At 45.7% G+C, this 22,120-nt stretch carries 24 protein-coding genes; 8 read left to right on the forward strand and 16 right to left on the reverse strand.

Annotated features, from left to right (window positions below; genetic code table 11):
- Positions 1-6: 6 nt before the first annotated feature.
- The 3 genes from F0U83_RS11870 to F0U83_RS11880 all read right to left on the reverse strand — a co-directional run bounded on the left by F0U83_RS11870 (position 7) and on the right by F0U83_RS11880 (position 4,193).
- Positions 7-630 (reverse strand): response regulator transcription factor, encoded by a 624-nt coding sequence (locus F0U83_RS11870; protein ID WP_138987005.1) that lies wholly within the window; start codon positions 628-630, stop codon positions 7-9.
- 107 nt (positions 631-737) lie between these two features.
- Positions 738-2,063: an HlyD family type I secretion periplasmic adaptor subunit gene (locus F0U83_RS11875; RefSeq protein ID WP_138987004.1), complete on the reverse strand. Its 1,326-nt coding sequence runs from the start codon at positions 2,061-2,063 to the stop codon at positions 738-740.
- 9 nt (positions 2,064-2,072) lie between these two features.
- Complete coding sequence (locus tag F0U83_RS11880) at positions 2,073-4,193, reverse strand: type I secretion system permease/ATPase (RefSeq protein ID WP_211343640.1); 2,121 nt, start codon at positions 4,191-4,193, stop codon at positions 2,073-2,075.
- Positions 4,194-4,262: 69 nt separating this feature from the next.
- Between F0U83_RS11880 and F0U83_RS11885 the strand changes: the two genes are divergently transcribed.
- Complete coding sequence (locus F0U83_RS11885) at positions 4,263-4,631, forward strand: hypothetical protein (protein ID WP_138987002.1); 369 nt, start codon at positions 4,263-4,265, stop codon at positions 4,629-4,631.
- Between the two features lie 7 nt (positions 4,632-4,638).
- Here the strand turns inward: F0U83_RS11885 and F0U83_RS11890 are convergent, their stop codons facing one another.
- The 3 genes from F0U83_RS11890 to F0U83_RS11900 form a co-directional block, all read right to left on the reverse strand.
- On the reverse strand, positions 4,639-6,204 hold the full coding sequence (locus F0U83_RS11890; RefSeq protein ID WP_138987001.1) for a hypothetical protein: 1,566 nt from the start codon (positions 6,202-6,204) through the stop codon (positions 4,639-4,641).
- A 112-nt stretch (positions 6,205-6,316) separates the two neighbouring features.
- On the reverse strand, positions 6,317-7,537 hold the full coding sequence (locus tag F0U83_RS11895) for an argininosuccinate synthase (protein ID WP_138987000.1): 1,221 nt from the start codon (positions 7,535-7,537) through the stop codon (positions 6,317-6,319).
- Positions 7,538-7,648: 111 nt separating this feature from the next.
- Positions 7,649-8,548 carry a flagellar protein MotY gene (locus F0U83_RS11900; protein ID WP_249042188.1) on the reverse strand — a complete coding sequence of 300 codons (900 nt, stop codon included), beginning with the start codon at positions 8,546-8,548 and terminating at the stop codon, positions 7,649-7,651.
- A gap of 199 nt (positions 8,549-8,747) precedes the next feature.
- Between F0U83_RS11900 and rnt the strand changes: the two genes are divergently transcribed.
- Positions 8,748-9,374: a ribonuclease T gene (gene rnt, locus F0U83_RS11905; RefSeq protein ID WP_211343646.1), complete on the forward strand. Its 627-nt coding sequence runs from the start codon at positions 8,748-8,750 to the stop codon at positions 9,372-9,374.
- A 47-nt stretch (positions 9,375-9,421) separates the two neighbouring features.
- On the opposite strand, the gene F0U83_RS11910 is transcribed toward rnt, so the two are convergent.
- The 3 genes from F0U83_RS11910 to grxD all read right to left on the reverse strand — a co-directional run bounded on the left by F0U83_RS11910 (position 9,422) and on the right by grxD (position 11,169).
- Positions 9,422-9,997: an OmpA family protein gene (locus F0U83_RS11910; RefSeq protein ID WP_138986998.1), complete on the reverse strand. Its 576-nt coding sequence runs from the start codon at positions 9,995-9,997 to the stop codon at positions 9,422-9,424.
- Between the two features lie 160 nt (positions 9,998-10,157).
- Complete coding sequence (locus F0U83_RS11915; protein ID WP_138986997.1) at positions 10,158-10,760, reverse strand: peroxiredoxin; 603 nt, start codon at positions 10,758-10,760, stop codon at positions 10,158-10,160.
- 70 nt (positions 10,761-10,830) lie between these two features.
- Positions 10,831-11,169 carry a Grx4 family monothiol glutaredoxin gene (grxD, locus tag F0U83_RS11920; RefSeq protein WP_138986996.1) on the reverse strand — a complete coding sequence of 113 codons (339 nt, stop codon included), beginning with the start codon at positions 11,167-11,169 and terminating at the stop codon, positions 10,831-10,833.
- 266 nt (positions 11,170-11,435) lie between these two features.
- Between grxD and F0U83_RS11925 the strand changes: the two genes are divergently transcribed.
- The 3 genes from F0U83_RS11925 to F0U83_RS11935 all read left to right on the forward strand — a co-directional run bounded on the left by F0U83_RS11925 (position 11,436) and on the right by F0U83_RS11935 (position 14,608).
- Positions 11,436-12,638, forward strand: coding sequence for an aspartate aminotransferase family protein (locus F0U83_RS11925; protein ID WP_138986995.1), 1,203 nt, complete (start codon positions 11,436-11,438; stop codon positions 12,636-12,638).
- 48 nt (positions 12,639-12,686) lie between these two features.
- Positions 12,687-13,592, forward strand: a complete 906-nt coding sequence (gene argF, locus F0U83_RS11930; RefSeq protein WP_138986994.1) for an ornithine carbamoyltransferase — start codon at positions 12,687-12,689, stop codon at positions 13,590-13,592.
- A gap of 101 nt (positions 13,593-13,693) precedes the next feature.
- Positions 13,694-14,608 carry a LysR family transcriptional regulator gene (locus tag F0U83_RS11935; RefSeq protein ID WP_138986993.1) on the forward strand — a complete coding sequence of 305 codons (915 nt, stop codon included), beginning with the start codon at positions 13,694-13,696 and terminating at the stop codon, positions 14,606-14,608.
- 35 nt (positions 14,609-14,643) lie between these two features.
- On the opposite strand, the gene F0U83_RS11940 is transcribed toward F0U83_RS11935, so the two are convergent.
- A complete protein-coding gene (locus tag F0U83_RS11940) occupies positions 14,644-15,021 on the reverse strand; it encodes a carboxymuconolactone decarboxylase family protein (RefSeq protein WP_138986992.1) in 378 nt (125 codons plus the stop codon).
- A 150-nt stretch (positions 15,022-15,171) separates the two neighbouring features.
- Here F0U83_RS11940 and F0U83_RS11945 point away from each other — a divergent pair, with 150 nt between their 5' ends.
- Both F0U83_RS11945 and F0U83_RS11950 read left to right on the forward strand, forming a co-directional pair.
- Positions 15,172-16,530, forward strand: coding sequence for a class II 3-deoxy-7-phosphoheptulonate synthase (locus tag F0U83_RS11945; RefSeq protein ID WP_138986991.1), 1,359 nt, complete (start codon positions 15,172-15,174; stop codon positions 16,528-16,530).
- Positions 16,527-16,859: a YqcC family protein gene (locus F0U83_RS11950; RefSeq protein WP_138986990.1), complete on the forward strand. Its 333-nt coding sequence runs from the start codon at positions 16,527-16,529 to the stop codon at positions 16,857-16,859. Before F0U83_RS11945 ends, F0U83_RS11950 begins: the two co-directional genes overlap by 4 nt.
- A gap of 53 nt (positions 16,860-16,912) precedes the next feature.
- On the opposite strand, the gene F0U83_RS11955 is transcribed toward F0U83_RS11950, so the two are convergent.
- From F0U83_RS11955 to F0U83_RS11970, 4 genes are read right to left on the reverse strand one after another with little or no spacing between them, the layout of a single operon-like run.
- A complete protein-coding gene (locus tag F0U83_RS11955) occupies positions 16,913-17,308 on the reverse strand; it encodes a CBS domain-containing protein (RefSeq protein ID WP_138986989.1) in 396 nt (131 codons plus the stop codon).
- On the reverse strand, positions 17,305-17,655 hold the full coding sequence (locus F0U83_RS11960; RefSeq protein WP_138986988.1) for a P-II family nitrogen regulator: 351 nt from the start codon (positions 17,653-17,655) through the stop codon (positions 17,305-17,307). The genes F0U83_RS11955 and F0U83_RS11960 overlap by 4 nt, the downstream gene beginning before the upstream one ends.
- 13 nt (positions 17,656-17,668) lie before the next feature.
- On the reverse strand, positions 17,669-18,472 hold the full coding sequence (locus F0U83_RS11965) for a DUF1538 domain-containing protein (protein WP_170221761.1): 804 nt from the start codon (positions 18,470-18,472) through the stop codon (positions 17,669-17,671).
- On the reverse strand, positions 18,472-19,194 hold the full coding sequence (locus F0U83_RS11970) for a DUF1538 domain-containing protein (RefSeq protein WP_138986987.1): 723 nt from the start codon (positions 19,192-19,194) through the stop codon (positions 18,472-18,474). The genes F0U83_RS11965 and F0U83_RS11970 overlap by 1 nt, the downstream gene beginning before the upstream one ends.
- A gap of 218 nt (positions 19,195-19,412) precedes the next feature.
- On the opposite strand from F0U83_RS11970, the gene F0U83_RS11975 reads away from it, so the two are divergent.
- Positions 19,413-20,471, forward strand: a complete 1,059-nt coding sequence (locus tag F0U83_RS11975) for a DUF3549 family protein (protein ID WP_138986986.1) — start codon at positions 19,413-19,415, stop codon at positions 20,469-20,471.
- Here F0U83_RS11975 and F0U83_RS11980 read toward each other — a convergent pair.
- Together F0U83_RS11980 and F0U83_RS11985 are read right to left on the reverse strand one after the other, a co-directional pair.
- On the reverse strand, positions 20,463-21,287 hold the full coding sequence (locus F0U83_RS11980) for a replication protein P (protein ID WP_246077676.1): 825 nt from the start codon (positions 21,285-21,287) through the stop codon (positions 20,463-20,465). The genes F0U83_RS11975 and F0U83_RS11980 overlap by 9 nt on opposite strands.
- Positions 21,205-22,086, reverse strand: a complete 882-nt coding sequence (locus F0U83_RS11985; protein WP_170221760.1) for a DnaT-like ssDNA-binding domain-containing protein — start codon at positions 22,084-22,086, stop codon at positions 21,205-21,207. Before F0U83_RS11985 ends, F0U83_RS11980 begins: the two co-directional genes overlap by 83 nt.
- Positions 22,087-22,120: the final 34 nt, after the last annotated feature.

A 22,120-nucleotide genomic window follows, 5' to 3' on the forward strand; every position in this document is an offset into this window, starting at 1 on the left:
GATTACTTACGCAACCTGATTCGTCAGTTTTATAATTAACGAAACTCGATCCGTCGTTTTCGTTTTTCGTAGTATTGAAGTAACGTGCGCTTTGACTGTTCGCTCGGTAATACTCAATATCTTTGCAATCTCTTTGTTAGACGCCCCGCCAACCAGCCTATCCAACACCTGTTGTTCACGGTCGGTTAGATCATACTCGACTTTTTTACTAAAATCAGCTACTCCACCTAAAGTTTGAGCAGAGCCGATATGTCGTTTCAACAATGTTTGAACAATCGTAGGTCCTGCCCATATATCATTCTTGGCAACCACATTGATCAACTGATCAAATAAAGAAGAGGTTACATAAGTATTGATATAGCCTCTAAATCCACGCTCTAACAGCCTAAGACCTTCTTGATCCTTAGGCATATCAGAGAAAGCAATCCATAGAATATTTGGGTACTGTTCACAGACGTCACTGACATACTCTGGAGGAGTAGATCCCAAATGAAGTAAGCCTATATTCTGCTCACTTTTATTAACAACAACCTTTTCTCTACTATTTACAATGACAGATGGTTTTATACCTGCAAACTTAGCCCAACGCTGGATCACTTCATCGTTAGCAGCGACAATATACAACTTCATCTTAACATTCCATTAATATTCATTAAACCATCTAAAAAGCATAGTTCATAAATGAGTCACTGCTCAGATTATTGAAGGATCTTTTCTACGATTCTACTAAAGAGGCATTAACGTTCAGTTAATGCCCTACTTTTTGCTTTAAGAATTGGCTTTAATATGTAGTCCATGACTGTTTTCTCGCCTGTTAATATATCCACCGATACGGTCATACCCGTAATTAAAGGTAGTTTCTCATTTTCCTGCCCAACATAGGGCTTATCGGTTTTGAGGCGCACAATATAAAAGGGGTCGCCCTCTTCGTTCAAGACGGTACTAGGAGATATAAAAAAGACTTCAGCACCAACTCCACCGTAAATACTAAAATCATAAGCTGAAACTTTTATTATAGCTTTTTGCCCTTTATTAACTTGGGCAATATCAGAAGGCCTTATTTTAGCTTCAACTAATAAAGTATCCTCCCATGGAATAATATTTAGAAGTGTATCGCCAGGCTGAATAACACCTTCAACGGTATTAATAAGAATTTGCTTAATAGTTCCTTTAACCGGAGCTCGAACTTCTGTTCGTGTTATACGGTCTTGCATTCCACCTAAAGCTTCTTTCAAACGCGCCGCCTCAGATAAGGTTTCATTTAACTCAGCCCGCGCCATACTGATAAACTGTAATTCAGCTTCATCAAGTTTTTTCTGTGTCTCATTGAGTGACGACTGTATGCGGGGAATACTTAAACGAATACCATCCAACTCGCCCGCTAAGTCATTTACTTGTCGTTTAAGACGGAGGAACTCTACCTCTGATATTACCCCCTCCGCTACCAAAGGTTCAGTTATCCTCATCTCCTGACGCAGCAAGCTGTAGCTTCTTGAAGTCTGTGTTTTTTTAGACTCAGCTTGTAAAAGCTCCTGGCGTTTTTGCTCAACTTGCTGTCCCAGCACGGCCAGATTTGCAGTTAGCTCGTTCTTACGGGCTTGATAAAGCGTTTGCTCTTGCTCGATCAGATTAAGGAAGGTTTCAGGGAAATTCTCAGGTGCCTTAAAAGGTTCCCCACTTGCTTCTGCCTTAAGACGCGCTGCTTTTGCTAGCAACTCCATCTCGCGAACTTTATTTTCTTTAAAGGAGCTTGCAAACCGAGTGTCATCAATACGCATGAGCACCTGCCCTTTCTCGACAAGCTCACCCTCTGAAACCAATATCTCCGAAATGATGCCACCCTCTAAGTTTTGAACAACCTGCAACTGCTTAGAGGGAATAATTTCCCCTTCACCGCGGCTAATTTCATCCAGGGTTGCCCAATTTGCCCAAACAAGAGCGATCGTAAAAAACAGTGCCACACACCATAACAGAAGCTGCGCTCCCTTAGGCGTTTGCTCTAAGACAGCTTCGCTCACACTCGACATAAAGACTAAATCATCTTTAGATGTTTTCTTATTCATTTGCTTCCCTTAACGCTGAATGTGGAGTCGACCTTGTTTAAGTGCATCCAGAACGACAGCTTTAGGCCCATCAGCAACAATCAAACCATTATCAACCACGATAATTCTATCAACCATTGATAGGAGAGACATTTTGTGAGTCACCAACACCAGCGTCTTGTCATGCGAATACTCCTGTAACCGCTGGCGTATAAAGTCTTCGGATGTGTTATCCATAGAATTTGTTGGCTCATCGAGAATCAATATATTGGGTTTATGAATCAAAGCTCTGGCAATAGCCACAGCTTGACGCTGACCACCAGACAAGGCTGATCCACGCTCACCTACCTCAAGATCGAACCCCATTGCATGGCGGTTGACAAACTGATCTACCCCGGCCAATGTCGCAGCTTCCAGCAAGGTAGCATCATTCACCTCAGGAGATCCCATCACAATGTTATCCCGCACACTGCCATCAAACAGAAGAATATCTTGAGGCACATATCCGATGTTTCGCCTCAAATCGACAGGGTCTATTTGATTAAGATCTATACCATCCAGCCGAATCGTACCCTGATCCGGTTTGTAAAGTCCCATCAATAGCTTCTCAATTGTTGACTTACCTGATCCAATTCGCCCAATCAGCGCCACTCGATCACCCGCCTTCAACTTGAAAGAAATTTTCTCTAATGAAACTTGCTCAGTGCCTGGGTATTTAAAATGGACATCTTTAAACTCCACCTGCCCCTTTAACTCCGGACGATGCACAAATTGTCTTCCTGCATCCCGCTCATCCGGCAGTGCCATGATTTGATTGAGTGTCTCTAACGCGGTGCGTGACTGATGATAACTGGTAACCAAAGATGCCACTTGCGCCATTGGTTGCAGAACGCGCCCAGACAACATAACGCAGGCAATTAAGGCCCCCATAGATAGCTCGCGCTCAGAAATAAGGTAAACACCGGCGATAATTAAACAGACAGAAGCCATCTGCGTAACAAAGCCTGCAAAATTCACAACAGAAGAGGATAGCATCTTTGCATGCAGGCCCCATTTAGCTATATACCCTACTGCTTGTTCCCAACGAAGCTGCAAAGAGGAAGCCGCCCGCTGCGTCTTCACTGTTTCCATCGCCGTCAGGGACTCAATCAACGTCGCATTTTTTTGCGCAGACGAAGCAAAGGTTTTTTCAACAGCAGCCTTAAGCTTACGGGTTACAATCAAGGAATAGATAAGAATAAGCGGTATACCTGCCAGCGGCACAAGTACTAAAGGCCCGCCGATCATCCCTATCACTAATAAAAAGATGATCGCAAAAGGGATATCAATCAATACTGTATTGGTTGTCGAGCTTAAAAAGGAGCGAATACTTTCAAACTCTCTAAGATTGTTTGCAAATACACCAACCGACTTAGGCATAGCACCGTACTGGAGCGCCATCACCTTTTCAAACAGCATGGAAGACAAGATAATGTCTGTTTTCTTACCTGCTATTTCAATGAAATAGGCCCTGAGCATCTTTAACCCAAAGTCAAACAGATAGACGACAAACACACCAATCGCTAGCACCCAGAGCGTTTCAATAGCACTGTTCGGTACTACCCGATCATAGACATTCATGACAAACAAAGGGTTTGCCAACACAAAGAGGTTTATCAGAAAAGAGGCCACTAATACATCACGATAGATTTTAGCTGATCGCCAAACGGTTCCCCAAAACCAATGCCCTTCCTGTTGGTCCAATATTCTCGACACGCGTTCAGTAAACCGATATTCCAAACGCACAAATAAAGCATAACCAGAATAACTATCTGCAAGCTGATCCAACGGCAAACGGTGAGCTCCACCACTTTCCGGCTGTAAAATCACTGCCTCCCTGCTCTCCATATCAATCTCTTGCAAAATGCAAGCTTGGTCATTTTCCAAAAGCAACACAGCAGGCAAGGTCAATGGGGATATAGTTTCCAGCTTTCGCTCCATCAGCTTCGCCGAAAAGCCCGCCCGTTTAGCTGCGCGAATAAACAGCGCAGGCGTTAATTTATGATCGACCAATGGTAAACCATCCCGCAGTACTTCGGCTGACATAGGATGATGGTTCTGTTGGGTCAAATAAACTAAGCAACTGAGTAAAGGATCTTGAATTTCTTCCATTTTCTTGACCAGCCTCTAAAAGGGACTCCATACTAGCATAAAATAAATTAACTATAAGACGAGTGCTTTATGTTATATGCCATTCGAAATGAACAAGGAAAAATCACCAGCTTATCGGAAACCTTTCAAGAGGGCGCCGAAGCGGTAGACTTATCACACCCGGATGTTCGCTCGTTCCTCTCTTTCAAAGATGATAGTTTTTCACCGGATACTTACCTAGATCAATCCGACATTGCCATCGCAAGGATTGTCGAAGACTTGATTGAACTCTTGGTCTCAAGAAATCTGATTATTTTTACCGACCTACCTGATGTCGCCCAACGTAAACTTCTTACTCGGAAACTTGCACGAAAACTGATTGCTGGCGAAGAGGAAGATGATACAGAACCATCGCTATCAGACAGCTCTTTCTTAGCGGACGACAGCACATTAATTTAAGCCTTATTCAAACCTGTAGTTCGATAAACCGCTTCATGATCTTTTGATAACGGGTCTGTTGCTTAACTGCCAGACCCCCGAAGTTTAAACCGTTTAAGTCTCTTAAGCAGAGATGCCACTGTGCTTCACTCAGCCCACTATCCTTTGTCGCCTTCATCTCAACTGCGACTTGAGCGGTATTTAGTACCAATGAAGGACAAGCCGCCCCCGACTCAATTGCACGCCTAAAGAGTGAGAATGATTTTGATAACATCTTTTTTCTATATAACTGCAGTCCTTGTATCATGAGCGCAACCCACTCACTGGCATCGGTGGACTGAATTAACGCATTCTTTATTTTCCTAACTTCTTCTGCCTGCCGTTTGCCCTCTGAAGCGTCCTGCATCCAATCAATCCAGCGCCACTGCTGATCAACCGACAGCTCCCTAAACTGGGTTAGCGCAAGATCCAGCTCACCTTCAGCCATCATGCTATTACCCAGCGCATCACGCAATTCAGCCAAGATGATATGAGAACGACACCTGACCGAGTGATCATCCATAGTATCTCGACTCACATCCTCCATCAGCCTGACGCACTCCATCTCCAGCTCGGCAACATTCATAGGTTTAATCGCATGTAATGCAATCATACTTCGCACCAGAGCAAAGTAATGATCAGGCTCTTGAAAAACGGAGTATCGAGAATATCGAACCGCTGCACGAAACGCATCCACAGCAAGCGTCCATTCTCCAGAAAAAGCAGCTAAGTTTCCGAGTTCAGATTGTAATTGAGGGACGGTGGGCTGCAGCATCACAGCCTTTCTCATCAGAAGAACCGCTTGCTGCAACTCTCCGATGACATACATACTTCTAGCCAGCCAAGAAAAAGCTTCAACAGATATGTGCTGTTGATCGACCACTTTTTGCAGGACCTCAATAGATGCAGAATAACGCCCGAGGTAATAGCAGGACATACCCTTTCCTACCAGAGACCACGTTTGCTTTTTGGTTTCTGATAATCGAGAAAAAAGAGCTTCAGCCTTCTCATACTCTTTCGATTCTAATAAGCAAATACCTTGTAATCGTTCTAGATAAACCTTCAAACCAGGATAAACACTGATCAATTTTTCACAGTAAAGTAAACCACGCTGCCAATCCCCCTTATCCATACAATCCTCAACACAAGCGACCGCTTTTTTCACGCGTATCAATTTCTCGAGTTGTGACTGTATCTTTGCCCGATCATAGGGGCGCACTATATAGGCATCAGGCGCACTTTCAAGTGATCCAACCAAGAGTGTAGAAGCATCAGGATCAATGATTAAGAGAAACAGAGTCTGAAAAAGATGCAGCTTTTCCGCAAAAGCTTCTTGAATAACCTGAAGGCCATTTTTTTCGTTCTTACCTAAATCATAAGCGATAAGCACGAGGTCATATTGTTGTTCGCGAAGATAACTCACCCCCATATTCGCTGAAGACGCAACATCAATATTTGTAAAAGCCAGACCCGTAACGATATCCCTGAGCCGTGACATCTCATCCAGCTTACAGTCTACGATCAGAACAGATTGTCCAAAACGGCTAGTCGTCATGCTCTCGCATCTTACCCATCAGAATCCAATATAAATCAGACTATTAGAAAAACATCTTAAATACAAAAAAACCCGCTAAGAAGCGGGTTTTTCTTACAGCGAAGTACGACGATTAAGACAGGTCACGCCCTTTTCCTGCGGCAATACGCATACGCAGTGCATTCAGTTTGATAAAACCTGCGGCGTCTTTTTGATCGTATGAACCTGCATCATCTTCAAAGGTCGCAATATTTTCATCAAATAAGGTGTCTTTTGAGCGACGCCCAACAACAATCACATTACCTTTATACAATTTCAAGCGAACATCACCGTTAACATAGCGCTGGGATTCATCAATCATTTTTTGTAGCATCTTACGCTCTTCAGACCACCAGAAGCCGTTATAGATAACTTTCGCGTAACGTGGCATTAATTCATCTTTCAAATGAGCTGCTTCACGATCAAGCGTAATTGATTCAATAGCACGGTGTGCACGCAGCATGATGGTTCCGCCTGGTGTTTCATAACAACCACGAGACTTCATACCAACAAAGCGGTTTTCCACAATATCTAAACGGCCAATGCCATTTTCACCACCGACCTTGTTTAGGTACTCCAGCACGGTAGCAGGAGACATCGCTTGGCCATTGATCGCAACAATGTCACCCTTTTCATAGGTCAGCTCAATGTAAGTCGCTTCATCAGGCGCCTCTTCAGGCGATACAGACCAACGCCACATATCCGCTTCCGCTTCGGCCCACGGATCTTCTAGGATGTCACCCTCATAGGAGATATGCAGTAAATTAGCATCCATTGAGTAAGGTGATTTCTTTTTAGCATTGGAGAAGTCCACAGGAATATTGTGCTCTTCACAATACTTCATGAGGGTTTCACGTGAAGTCAAATTCCACTCACGCCATGGAGCAATCACATGAACACCTGGCTTCAGTGCATATGCACCCAACTCGAAGCGTACTTGGTCGTTACCTTTACCTGTAGCACCATGGGAAATTGCATCAGCACCGGTTTCATTCGCGATTTCGATCAAGCGCTTGGCGATTAGAGGGCGCGCAATGGAGGTACCCAGCAGGTACTCACCTTCATAAATCGTATTGGCGCGGAACATTGGGAAAACAAAGTCACGCACGAACTCTTCGCGCAAATCTTCGATGTAAATCTCTTTGACACCTAATGCCTGCGCCTTAGCACGAGCAGGCTCCACTTCTTCACCCTGACCTAAATCAGCGGTAAATGTTACGACTTCACAGTTATAGGTTTCCTGAAGCCAGCGGACAATAACTGATGTATCCAGTCCACCAGAATAAGCCAGTACTACCTTTTTAATTTCGGACATCTGTCAGCTCCACAGAAAGCGCGGCTGGCACATGAATTAAAGTACAGCCACACAGAATACGTTTTTGAGAGCGCGAATTATATCAGTTAATCCGGCTAAGAAATACCGCCATCAGTCGCGACTCAATCGAATCGTAACACGTCTGTTTCTAGCACGATTAGCAGCGCTGTTATTTGCAACCACAGGATAGCGTTCTCCATGATAGCGAGTGGTTATGGCTTTTTCATCAATTCCTTGGGCTATCAGAAAACGGGTCACCTCTTCAGCACGCTGCTTGGAGAGATCACGATTTAACAAACGTCGTCCCGCATTATCAGAATGACCATCGACATAAACAGACTTCACCTGAGGATCAGTTTTCATGTAGAGCGCGATAAGCTCAAGCCGCTCTTTTGTGGAGTCCGATAGCCGCCACTGGGCAGGTGGAAATAGAACCGCCGTTCTCGCGACCTGTCGATAGTTGACCGGCAACAACTCCTCTACGCAGGCCATAAACTCATCATACGAGCGCTGAAAGTTTGCAGCTGATAATGCGACTCGTACTGTTTCTGCAGAACCTAACCACTGGGTAATCGTAAAAGTGGGCGACATCCCGCGATATAGAGAGACGAGCATTTCACCAGTTTCATCAGCAGCAACAGCGATCTGTTTATCATTGGGTTTTAGCGCTATATTGCCTATTACCTTGGGTGCTGTACCTGGCTGCCATGGTGAAGCCTCCGCAACCAGCCTGACGTTACCCGACAAACCATTACTCTGGGTCGGTTTTAGGTGGAAAACCGCTCGTTCTCCAGCTTCATGAAAGAAACTCGCCACACCAAAGGATGGAATCTCCTGCTGCAACCGACAACTAAAACGGGAGGCTTCTACCGCCCATTTTGACTGATCGATGTCCGCTACAAAGGTAACAGCACCAACACCTTGCGCCAGTAGAGAAAGCAAGAGGACACAAAGACTGCGTTTAAAAATAATCAAACCTAGCATTCCCACAATAAAAAGATACGCATTCAATTATCGGCTCATGAATAAAAATTTTAACCAAAAGCGTTCTGCTTGGTCTATCTAGCTACAGGCTGTTAGAATGCAGCCAAACACCAGCGCAAAAACTGCAGCGCTAGAATAAAAACCCACTTCAGCGTTATATAGATTAACTATACAAGTGGACAAAGATTAAGGATACCTTTTGAGTAATAACACCATTGCCCAACTTATGGCCGAACGTTTTCGAGGTTATCTGCCTGTTGTTATCGATGTTGAAACCGCTGGGTTTAATGCTCGTACGGATGCGCTACTCGAGATAGCTGCTGTTACTTTAACAATGGATGAGCAAGGTTATCTCATCCCAGACCAGAGCGTTATGGCCGAAGTGGAGCCCTTTGAAGGCGCTAATTTAGAGCGTTCTGCACTTGAATTTACCGGCATTGATCCTTTTGACCCCAACCGAGAGTCGATTCCCGAAAGTGAAGCCCTCGAAAAAATTTTCAAGCCTATACGCAAAGCAGTGAAAGCACATGGATGTAAACGCGCAATCTTAGTGGGTCACAATGCATCTTTTGATCATGGTTTCGTTAACGCAGCAGCCAACCGTGTCGATATCAAAAGAAACCCTTTCCACCCCTTCTCCTCCTTCGATACAGCAACACTAGCCGGACTTGCTTATGGACAAACAGTGTTAGCAAAAGCATGCGATGTGGCAGGCATTCCCTTCGATGGAAAAAAAGCCCATTCAGCTCTATATGATACCGAGAAAACAGCAGACCTCTTCTGCAGTATTGTTAACCGCTGGAAAGATCTAGGCGGATGGGAAATGGTTCTATCCCTGCAAGATCACGACTAATCCTACAAGCGAAGTGGGTTTGCACCCACTTTACGCTATCCCTAGCACTACTTGCTAAGCTTAAAAACCACTCGGCGATTCATTTGACGCCCTTCCTCGGTCTCATTGCTAGCAATAGGCTGTGACTCGCCCATACCAACGGACTGCATGCGAGAGGAATCAACACCACCCATCATCAAGTACGCCCTTACCGAATCGGCTCTCTGTTGCGATAGCTTACGGTTATAAGAGTCAGATGCGATAGAATCAGTATGCCCTTCAATAACAAATGCATCATCGACTGTCTTCAATACTTTAATCGCTTCATCAAGCACAGACTTAGCCTCTGCCGTCAACTCGCTTGACTTGTAGACGAAATTCACGCCGTTTAATGAAATTGACTCGACCACGGGACACCCTTCACCATCAACCACCGCCCCTATGGGTGTTGACGGACACATATCCGCAGTATTCATAACACCATCTTGATCATCATCAGCATCACAAACACTCTCAAACGGAGTAATGACTCCTTCAGAGGATACAGAATACTGGCTATTCTGCCATTCCAGACTCGGCTTCTGAGCACACCCGGAAAGCACCAATGCAGCCACTGAACATCCAACCAACCCCAAACGTTTCATTTACCCAGATCTCCAAAAATAGTTTATAGCTGTTCGCATCGAAAAGCGCTTAACGAAACATCGCTAATTTATTATCAACAGTTACTCTACAATACAATAGCAACGCTGAACAAAAAAAAACCGCATCCAAGATGCGGTTTTTCTAAGTAGCGATAAAGGTTTACAGCTTGTCAGACTCTTCTGACAGGTACTTAGCAACACCTTCTGCTGTTGCGTTCATGCCTTTGTCACCTTTATTCCAGCCAGCTGGGCATACTTCACCGTGCTCTTCGTGGAACTGCAGAGCGTCAAAAAGACGAATCAGCTCATCCATGTTACGACCCAGTGGCAGGTCGTTAACGATTTGAGAACGTACATTACCTTCTTTATCAATAAGGAACGCACCACGGAAAGCAACACCCGCATCATGCTCAACATCATACGCCTGGCAAATTTCGTGCTTCACATCAGCAACCAGCGTATATTTCACAGGACCGATACCACCGGCGTTTACGGGTGTGTTACGCCAAGCATTGTGTGTAAATTGAGAGTCGATAGACACACCGATCACCTCAACACCACGCTCAGTGAAAGCGTCCATACGGTGATCCAATGCAATCAACTCAGATGGGCAAACAAAGGTAAAGTCCAGCGGATAGAAGAATACCAGACCATACTTTCCTTTGATCGCTTCACTCAGATTAAATGCATCAACAATCTCACCGTTACCCAGTACTGCCGCTGCTGTAAAATCAGGAGCCTGTTTACCTACTAATACACCCATTGTTATCTCCGATATCTTCCGGTTATCACATTAAAATAACTGTGGTGAAAACTACCCCAGCTAAAGTTCATTATTCGCTATCTGTATTACCATCTGCCGCAGCCGCTGCTTTTATCAGCGGCTTTAGCTCACCACTGGCCGACATTTCGCATACGATATCGCAACCGCCCACTAACTCGCCATTAACCCATAACTGAGGGAACGTCGGCCAATTAGCATATTTAGGTAACTCCGCACGAATATCCTGATTTTCCAGAATATTTACGAAAGCAAACCGCTCGCCACATGCCATTAGCGCTTCTACCGTACGCGCTGAAAAGCCACACTGTGGAAAACGTGGTGTGCCTTTCATATACAGCAGGATAGAGTTATTTTCGATCTGTTCTTTAATTGTATCTACTACACTCATCTTCTGACCCTTTTAACGTCATGCAACTCACAAGATAAACTTTCAGAAAATGCTACCACATACCCAACTAAAATACTCGGACATAATGACAAAAATATTGCTAATGACTAGGAGCATTTTCTTCATCTGAGACTATTTATGGTGTTTACCTTCATCAGTTTCAAGGTAATCATCATGCAAAGTTGCCAAAAAAGGCTAGTATCAATAGAATGTCGATCTTTAAACGGCAGCCAAGGCTGCCTTTTTGCGTTGTAGGGAGAAATAAAATGGCACCACAGCCCTTAATGAACACCTATAATCGCCTCTCTGTCAGTTTTGAGCGAGGAGAGGGCGTCTGGCTGTATGACACCGATGGTAACAAGTATTTGGACGCGCTTTCTGGGATTGCGGTATGCGGTTTAGGCCACTCTCACCCTGCTGTGACTCGTGCAATTACTGAGCAAGCAAATAAATTAATCCACACCTCGAATTTATACACCATTCCCCTTCAGGAACAACTTGGGGAAACGTTAGTCAGCATTTCAGGTATGGATAGTGTTTTCTTCTGCAACTCGGGTGCAGAAGCTAATGAAGCAGCCATCAAAATTGCTCGCAAGTTTGGCCACAGTAAAGGGATCGAAAAACCCTCTATCGTAGTGATGGAAGGTGCTTTTCATGGGCGCACCATGGCAACATTAAGCGCGACCGGCAACCGTGCAGCCCAAGCAGGGTTTGAGCCTTTGGTCGGTGGCTTTGTTCGGGCACCTTATAATGACGCCGACGCTATTCGGTCCATTGCGGCAAACAACAAGGAAGTGGTTGCTATACTTGTCGAACCCATCCAAGGCGAGAGCGGCATCCAGATACCTAGTGATGAATACCTCAGCGAGCTGCGCCAAGTCTGTGATGAGAACGATTGGTTACTCATGTTAGATGAGGTACAAACCGGCAATGGCAGAACAGGACGGTACTTCGCTTACCAACACACCTGCATCGTACCTGATGTTGTGACTACAGCCAAAGGCTTAGGTAACGGCTTCCCCATTGGAGCTTGCCTTGCAAAAGGGCGTGCCGCTACAACACTAGGACAAGGAAATCACGGTTCAACCTTTGGCGGAACCCCTCTCGCATGTGCTGTTGGCCTGGCGGTGACTGAAACCATCATGCAGAACGATTTATGCGGCCACGCAGAAATGATCGGTAGACGCCTGCTGGATGGCTTCGAAGCACAACTAGGTGGAATGGAATACGTAAAAGAGATTCGTGGCAAAGGGCTCATGATTGCGATCGAGCTAACCGAAGCTGGCACGGAGTTAGCGGTTCTTTCGAAAGTAAAAGGTATTCTACTCAACATAACGGGGGGAGGAAAAGTAGTGAGACTGCTTCCGCCTTTGATTATGACAGAGACAGAAGCTGATTTGTTAGTTAACACCCTGTCCAAACTCATTAAGATTTATGCCGCTGATGAGCGGTCAAAGCCAAGAAGCTAATGGCTTCAGCATGATAAAGGAAAGCCAGTTTTATCTGGCATGATGTATATGACTACAAGACATTTTTTAACACTTCAGGATGTAACGCCTGATGAGTTTAAGCAAATAATTAAACGTGCATCTGAGCTAAAAGCAATACGCAATGCGGGTGAGGTTTACGAGCCACTAACCAACAAGGTTATGGCGATGATCTTTGAGAAAGCCTCCACACGAACACGCGTATCCTTTGAAGCGGGTATGGCTCAGCTTGGTGGCCATGCGATGTTTTTATCTTCCCGTGATACGCAATTAGGCCGCGGTGAGCCAATAGAAGATGCAGCAAAAGTTATTTCCAGCATGGTAGATGTGGTTATGATTCGAACATACGAACATCAAACCGTAGAAACCTTTGCCGCTCATTCAAAAGTCCCCGTAATTAACGCACTGACTGATGACTATCATCCCTGTCAGTTACTGGCTGATATGCAATGCTTTTTTGAGCATCGTGGGGATATTAAAGGCAAAACTGTCACGTGGATTGGCGATGGGAACAACATGTGCCAATCTTACATTAATGCGGCTACATTGCTGGATTTTCACCTGAACATCGCCTGCCCAGAGGGCTTTGAGCCTAACCAGACTCTGGTCGATGAAAACAAAGAGCGTATTTCAGTTTATCGCACCCCTGAGGAAGCCGTTAAAGGTTCCAACTTGGTTGTTACCGACGTATGGGCATCCATGGGACAAGAAGATGAACAGGAAAAACGCCTTAAGCTTTTTGCAGGTTTTCAGGTGAGCCCAGCATTGATGGACTTAGCAGAACCGGATGCTATCTTTATGCATTGCTTACCTGCTCACCGGGGTGAGGAAGTTAGTGACGATATGCTAGATGATCCACGCTCTGTGGTGTTTGATGAAGCAGAAAATCGCCTACATGCACAAAAAGCACTCTTAGAGTTTCTGCTCGTAAAGTAGCTGATCTTCGGCTAATGCTTGATAAGCATTAGCCGAAAACACCATTTTCCGGCTACACTGTCTTATAGATCTTTTTTAGTCGGCCGACGCAGGATACAAGCATGGTTGAATTGAGGCATCTGAAAACCCTAGCAGCATTAAGAGACGCAGGTAGCTTAGTAGAAGCAGCCGAGCGGGTACACTTGACTCAATCAGCGCTATCCCATCAAATCAAAGACCTTGAAGACAGGCTCAACTGCTCCCTGTTTATTCGCAAAACCAAACCGATTTGTTTTACCTCTGCAGGCCAACGGCTATTAACCTTGGCAGACGAAGTGCTTCCCATGATTCGCAATACCGAAAGAGACATTGCGCGATTAGCAGGCGGAGAAGCCGGTAGGCTTAACATTAGCATAGATTGCCATAGTTGCTTCGATTGGCTGATGCCTACCATCGATCACTTCAGACAACATTGGCCCGAAGTGGAAATGGATCTGGCCAGCGGTTTTACGTTTCAGCCTCTCCCCGCCCTTTCACGGGGCGATCTTGATCTGGTTATCACATCGGATCCTGAAGAGAGAAACGGTATCTTTTACATACCTCTGTTCAGTTATGAGTCCGTGCTGGCTATTGGAAAGCGACATCGCCTTATTGCTAAGAAATTTATTCATGCCGAAGATCTCGCTCAAGAAACAGTCATCACCTACCCTGTTGAGCAGGAAAGGCTCGATCTTTTTACAAAGTTCTTAATACCAGCAGATGTCGAGCCCTATGCCATTCGCACAGCTGAACTCACTTTAATGATTTTACAGCTGGTTGCTAGTGGGCGTGGTGTAGCTGCTTTACCAAATTGGGCCCTTCACGAATACCTCCAAAGAGATTATGTAGCTGCACGCCCTTTGGGTGAAAAAGGGGTTTGGTGTACGTTATATGCAGCGATTCGTGAAGATCAAAAAGAGGCGGAGTTTATGATGGACTTCCTTAATACTGCCAAGGAAATATCCTTCAGCACGCTTACGGGTATCAAATCGGCCTGATAAATTACCAGGCCTACCATTAGCAAAACAGCTTCTTACTCTTGCCACTCGTCTAATACTTCTTTCGCAGCTCTAAATGCCTCTTGAGCGGCAGGGGCTCCACAGTATACAACAGAATGAAGTAGCACCTCCTGAATCTCTTCAGGTGTACAACCATTTCTTAGCGCCCCTCTCACATGCCCTTTCAACTCGGTAGGTGCTTTAAGCGCAGCTAACATGGCAATGGTAATTAAACTGCGAGTACTTCTAGGAAGCCCTTCACGCTGCCACGTCGACCCCCATGCGTTCTCATTAATCCAATCTTGCATCGGCTGCGTAAACTCCGTCGTATTATCCATAGCACGCTGAACAAACGCTTCTCCCATTACTTCTGTACGAACCTTTAACCCATTTTCGTAGTCCTGCTTTGACATCAACTCATACCTCTTTTTATAAAAATACAATGACTGTAGCGTGATTTATGGCAACCCATAAGTTTTTTCATTAAACAACGCTTGTTTCTTCATCGTGATTCCTTACACTGTCATGCTCATTTATCGAACACCAATTAAAGACGGACCACCATGACTATCTGGACACCGAGTAGCTGGAGAAACCATCCCATTGTACAACAGCCTGCCTATACAAATCCTCAGCAGGTTCAGCAGGTCGAGCAACAACTGACCCAACTACCGCCACTGGTATTTGCCGGAGAGATTCGCGCACTGCATCAGAAACTTGGCGATGTTGCACAAGGGAAAGCGTTTTTGCTACAAGGCGGCGATTGTGCCGAAACCTTTGCTGAGTTTAATGCAAACAAAATCCGTGACACCTTTAAAGTACTGTTACAGATGGCTATTGTCATGACCTTTGCAGGTAGTTTTCCTGTTGTTAAAGTTGGCCGTATGGCAGGACAGTTTGCAAAGCCCCGTTCATCCGATGTAGAGACAAAAGATGGACTATCACTGCCTAGTTATCGTGGAGATATTGTCAATGATATCGCATTCACAGAAGCGGCCCGCCAACCTGACCCAGAGCGTTTACTAAAGGCTTATCATCAATCTGCTGCAACGCTGAATTTAATGCGCGCTTTTGCACAGGGCGGATTTGCCGATCTTCATCAAGTCCACCGCTGGAATTTAGGCTTCGTTGAGAAAAGCCCCTTAGGTGAAAAGTATCAACACCTTGCGGATCAAATTGATCAGACGCTGGCCTTTATGGAGGCCTGTGGAATATCCGCTAATAATACACCACAGATCAAAGAAACCTCCGTATACACGTCCCATGAAGCATTGTTGTTGGGCTATGAGCAAGCCTTAACTCGTCAGGACAGCATTACACAAGACTGGTATGACTGCTCTGCTCACATGTTATGGATCGGTGACCGCACGCGCCAACCCGATCATGCGCATGTGGAATTTTTACGGGGTATTAAAAATCCATTGGGCATTAAAATAGGGCCTACAACCCAGGAAGATGATTTAATTCGCCTGCTGGATACACTAAACCCTGAAAACCTGCCCGGTCGAATTACACTGATTGCGCGCATGGGGGCTCAACAAATCACAGAAAAACTCGCACCTCTGGTACGCTTGGTCCAGCAAGAGGGCCGGCAAGTGGTTTGGAGTTCTGACCCTATGCACGGTAACACTATCACGGCCTCTAATGGTTACAAAACCCGCAGTGTCGATGCGATTCTGGCCGAGATTAAAGGCTTCTTTGATGTTCATCGCGCAGAAGGAAGCCATGCCGGTGGCGTCCATCTTGAGATGACAGGTCACAATGTAACCGAGTGTATTGGCGGCGCATTCTGCATCACAGAGGAAGGCCTTGCCGATCAATATGATACGTTCTGCGACCCTCGTCTAAACGGCGAACAAGCCCTAGAACTTGCATTTTTGATCGCCGATACGATGAAAGCCGCTAGGGCTAGCGTATCATGACCGATCAGCATCAAAAGTTGTTAGTAATACTTGATCAGATCACTCAAGAGCTGAAGCGTAAGGCCCTCTGGCAGGACTCCCCTCCATCTCCAGAAGCATTAGCCAGTACGCAACCTTTCTGTGTAGATACACTCACTTTTGCAGAGTGGGCTCAGTGGATAATGATTCCTCGATTTGGGGTGATGGTTCATCAAGGCCACCCACTACCCAATCAAAGTGACATCTTCTCAATGGCAGAAGAGGCTTTAAAATTGGTCTCGCAAGATACACAACAGTTGGAAGCTCTGTTTCTGGAACTGGATAATTGCTTACGAAACACTGTGCATTAAGAAACCGTGCCGAGTTGCTTAAGGCCACTCAGCACTCTTTTCGGATTAGCAGTCTAAACCAGCCCTTGCAGTACGATTTCGTTATAACTTACCACACCCAAGATTTCACCACCCTTAATAACTGGCGCCATCGATAGCCCGAAATTTTCAAACAAACGAGCGCAATAGCGCACATCCATTTGCGGATCTACAGAGATCACTGGCTTAGCCATCACTTCATAAACATTAACACGTTCAGGCGCTCTATCTTTGGCAACAACCTTTTTGGCGATATCCGATATCAACAGAATGCCAAACTCATCATCCTCATGACGCTTATTGATGATTAACACAGACGCTTCACGGGCTTTGAACTGATCTAAAGCATCTCGAATCGTCGTTAACCCATCCACCATGCCGTAGTCTTGTGTCATTACATCCCTAACACGTACTACCTGTCGATCACTCATAACTCCCCCTCCACCACATTCGTCAGCGTCTCAATCTGGTGTGCGACCCCCACAGCATCCTCGACATCAACCTGAATCGCAATTCCCCGACCCGGCGCTTCATCAAATCCGCCGACAGAAGAGATGGTCTCCAAAATTTTACGGCTCAAGTGTTCTTCAACAATAAAGAGCAAAACATCACGTTGTGTTTCCAAAGACAGACCAAAAAAAGTCTTTGTTTTAGTAACGCCCTCCCCACGCGCATTATTGATAATTGTCGCACCAGTAGCACCGGCTTCTCTTGCGGCTTTCATAACGACGTCGGTCTTACTGTCTTCGACAAACACCAGCAATAATTTAAAGTGCATTCTCGTAATCTCCTTACTGAGAGAGAGGGCTAGACGAAGCGTTGCGAACTGCTCGACGAGCCAACCATTCTGTCATCTGTGCATACCCCATCACTGTAATCATAGGAAAAAGGCTCGCAAACGCGATCAACCCAAACCCATCAATCAAGGCGCTGCGACCCGGTACGGTTTCCGCTAACCCTAATCCTAGAGCAGCAACCAAAGGCACGGTAACGGTTGATGTTGTTACACCGCCTGAGTCGTAGGCTAATGGGACGATAAGCTTTGGTGCAAATAGGGTTTGAATTACAACAACGATATAGCCAGAAATAATAAACCAATGTATGGGATAACCTGTGACAATTCGCCAGGTTCCCAAAGAGATCCCCACTGCCACACCCAGCGCCACTGCTAATCGCAAGCCCCATACACCAATAGCACCACCTGATACTTCATTAGCTTTAATAGCCACCGCTATCAACGAAGGTTCGGCAATAGTAGTACTGGCACCTATGGCAAACGCGAACAGATAAACCCAATAGTAATCACTCCAATGCAACGTATCAGAGGCGGTCTGGCTCCACTCACGTATAAAGTCTGGGCTGGTCAGTTGTTCGGCCATCAACTTGCCTATAGGAAAGAGCGCTTTTTCAAGGCCTAACAGAAACAGCGCCAAACCAATCAACACATAAATAAACCCCACAATGACTCTACTTAAATGAGGTATACGCTTGCGAATAACAAATAACTGAAAGCCAAATAGAATAGCCGCTATCGGTAAAACATCCTTCACCGTAGCCACCAGCACTTCAAAGAATTCGGTCAGAAAAACCAGCATCAAATCACCATTCCATAGCCCATTACAAAGATCATTGGCGTGAGCGAAGCAAAGGCAATCAACCCAAAACCATCCACCATCGGGTTGCGCCCTTCAATAGAAGAAGCCAACCCAACGCCTAATGCGGTGACTAAAGGAACGGTGATCGTCGAAGTGGTCACCCCTCCAGAATCATATGCAATGCCGATAATCTCTTTGGGTGCAAAGATGGTCATGATCACCACCAGCATATATCCAGCAATGATCATATACTGAATAGACCAGCCCCTGAGAATTCGCAGGACGCCTAAAACAATAGCTAACCCAACGGAGAAAGCGACCGTCAACCGTAAGCCTGAGGCATAACTTGCTTTTGACGCCTCATCTGAATCGATCATGCCCCCTTCAGCCGCCACGATCGAAGCTTCTGCAGCGACCGCAATTAAGGCCGGTTCCGCGATCGTCGTACCAAAACCCAGAGAAAATGCAAATGCCAACAGCCAAAAGAGGCTCCCTTTTCGGGCGAAAGCATGCGCCATTGTTTCACCAATGGGAAAAAGGCCCATTTCTAATCCATAGATAAAAAAGGTCAGGCCAAGCATTACACAGACTAAACCGAGTAGTAGCCCAAAAAGATCCGGAACTGGCTGCTGTAATACAACCATCTGAAAAAAGGCGATCACTAAAATAATAGGGGCTAAATCCCTTAAGCTGCCCAACATTGACCGAAAAAGCGCTAACATTCCATCTCTCTTATAATCTGTAATCTTCCTAGCGGCAGAGCATACAAGCCACTTACCGGCCCAGTTTACAGGTTTTGAGAAACCGTGCATCGACCCACATCAAAAAACCGGACAGTCTCCCGGTTTTCTATTTATCAACGCTATAGATTCGTCGGCTGACCACTTCAGCGCAAACTGCTAAAATGCCCTCTTTTCATCACTCGGTTACTGAGGTATTCATGTCAGATTTTTCGTCCATCAGTGCACTTTTAAATCAAAGTGGAGCCAGCTATCGAATTTTTGATATGGGCCGTCGTATCTCAAAGCTCACGAGTGACCAGTTCGAAAAATTAGAGCAAGGGCTTATCCCCTACCCATCTCCTTACTTGCACCACGCCTGGCTCGCGCTGATGTTGTGGAATCCAAAGCAAACAGATCAAAATGTAGTTTGGTTTCTTAAATTCCCTTTAGATGAACAAGGTTTTTTAGTGCAAGCGGTGAGGGACGATTTTCTTAATCGTTTATTACAAAACATCTCACAAATGCTGAACCAAACTTCACTCGATGACAGCAATGATGCGCTCAAGGACAACCCTTTTTCCTTCACTCCGGATCAAGAAAAGATGGCTATGTTTCATAGTATGGCCAACAAGTTAACAAACGCAGGCGCTAGCCACTTTTACTCAGGTGCTAAAGCTTATCTTGGGGGAGAGATGGGATGGAAAAACTGGTCGGGCGTTGGCTATCAAGGGGTTGCAGACTTGGTTACTCGACTTGATGAAGACAATAACAGCGCCTATTTAATAAACGCCATACCTCATCTTCCCACTGAACCTTTAGTCGCTCTGTGTACGTGTTTAGAACATGCTTCGCCCAATCATCGTATTGCAACTGCACTGCAACGAAGGCTCGAATCTGCCATTAGCGACGCACACGCCTCCAGTTTAATTGCTGCCCTCTTGCGCGGTTTATCAAATATCCATAATGATGTAATGGTGAAAGAGGCTATAGAGACGGTATTAACCTCAACGCATGCGGGTAATGCCGAAATTCTGACTGCCATAGCGACGCGCTGCCATACCAGCTTGCAACATCCGGATCTGCTCAGTTTATACTTAGAAAAACTGGCAGTTTCTGAAGCGGGCCAAGCAGGATTTTCACGTATATTAGCCGATCTGATGTTTATACCCGTCATGCGTATTTTGATTCTGCAAGCATTCCGTAACCCACAACGTTCAGACGCTTTAACCACGGCCGTGGGTAACATGTTTGGAAAACAGTTCGCGGGTTCAGTCTGATAGTAAGGAAAAGTCTGGGCGATCAGGTAGCGGAATATCCAATGCCATACTTTTTAGCTTTTCCACAGATTTAATGCGGTAGCGCTCACGGGCACGTGAGCCTTCAGGCTTGGTGAGGTAATACAGCAGTGAGCTTGCCTGTTCCTCAGAAAGGGACTGGGCTTGGCTCCATTGCTTAATAAACAGATAGAGGTCCGTCTCCCGCTTGTCTTCAAGTGCTGGCGGCGAAGGTATATCCATCGACTCGCCTTGACGACAACGCCTCACGACCATTTCGTAGTGGTAAGCAAACACAGGATAGACAAGCTTCTCTTCCTCTGATCTTAACCGAAACCACCCAGTTTCTCGCCCAGCATGATAAATAACCATATGGCTCCATGAGTGCTTTGTTGGATGATCAGCAAACCGACATGCTTCCTGATAGGCATCTCTAACCCCGGGTATACCGTCACCCGCACCGAGGGTTTCTAGTACTTTAAGAAACTCAGATATGGTTGGCATCCACGCTAAGGTTTCTTTACACCGATCAACCGCGGCTACCAATTGCCCTTCTGAATAATATGCGAGACTCAAAGCCCACTCACGCTTTGCTATATTGATTTCAGCTTGCGTTTCAAAGCAGCTTTTAAACTTATGCCCGTAGATTGCCATAAAGCGCGCAAAGATCATGTTTACTAGGGCTTTAGTCTCTAGACTAATAGGATCAGCCGAAGCGGTTTGCCTTGGTGCATCATTACCAGTCGGTGTCTTTGATGTCCATGATGGCTGCGGTAACCCGTTTGCGGTTTTCCCGAGTATCTCTGCGGGTGTTTTCATCATTTATACCTGAGGTGTGTCGTTGCTGTTCATGGCGCTGCGCTTTGGCATCACGGGTCTGCTTTTGCACCCACTCACGTTTAACCCACGCAAGAAACTTTTGATCCCAATTACTCTCTTTTCGCTCTTTATCTATGTAGTAAAGGATAAACTCATCTAAGCAAGTATCAACAAATTCTCTGGGGATCTGATGTCTGGGCAACATAGAATAGAAAAGCTCCGAGGGTACCCACCCCATATGCATAACATGTAATTGCTGATTCCGTTCTTCATGGCGATCAAAAATCTGCTGAAGTTCATCTTTCTGTCGATTATTCCAGCCCGTACTCCCTCCAAATGCCGGTGCCGGACCTCTATCCCGAATAGGGTTGCGCGACGGCAAGGGGCGCCTCGGGTAAGCAGGAGGTGCATCTACGACCGGTAGTCTCGTCGTCATAGGGCGCTCATCCGGAGCTGAAATATTTTCAACCGTTGGCAAATTTGCCGCCGTAGATTCTGGATGTGAACCAGTCGATGCCATCAGTTCCGTGATGTGAACCGTACCGGCAGCTTGACGAAGTATTTGCAGACACTGCTGCTGCGAGAGCACGGCGATCATCTCGGTTAACTCTGCCTCAGACCATAGTTCGGTCAGGCTCTTCCATTGTGTTGGTGATAAAACAGCGGATCGGGCACCCGTTTGATCCTGCAATCCCTGATGTGCTAACTGCTCACTACACAGATACAGCAGCAAAGCCGCGTTGACACCAAGTCGTCGCGCTAAAGAGGGGTAAAGTAAAATAGGTTTTTCAGGAATCATCACAGATATTAAATACCAAAAAGGGCCGTGCAGA

The organism is Neptunomonas concharum (genome assembly GCF_008630635.1).
Lineage (GTDB): Bacteria > Pseudomonadota > Gammaproteobacteria > Pseudomonadales > Balneatricaceae > Neptunomonas > Neptunomonas concharum.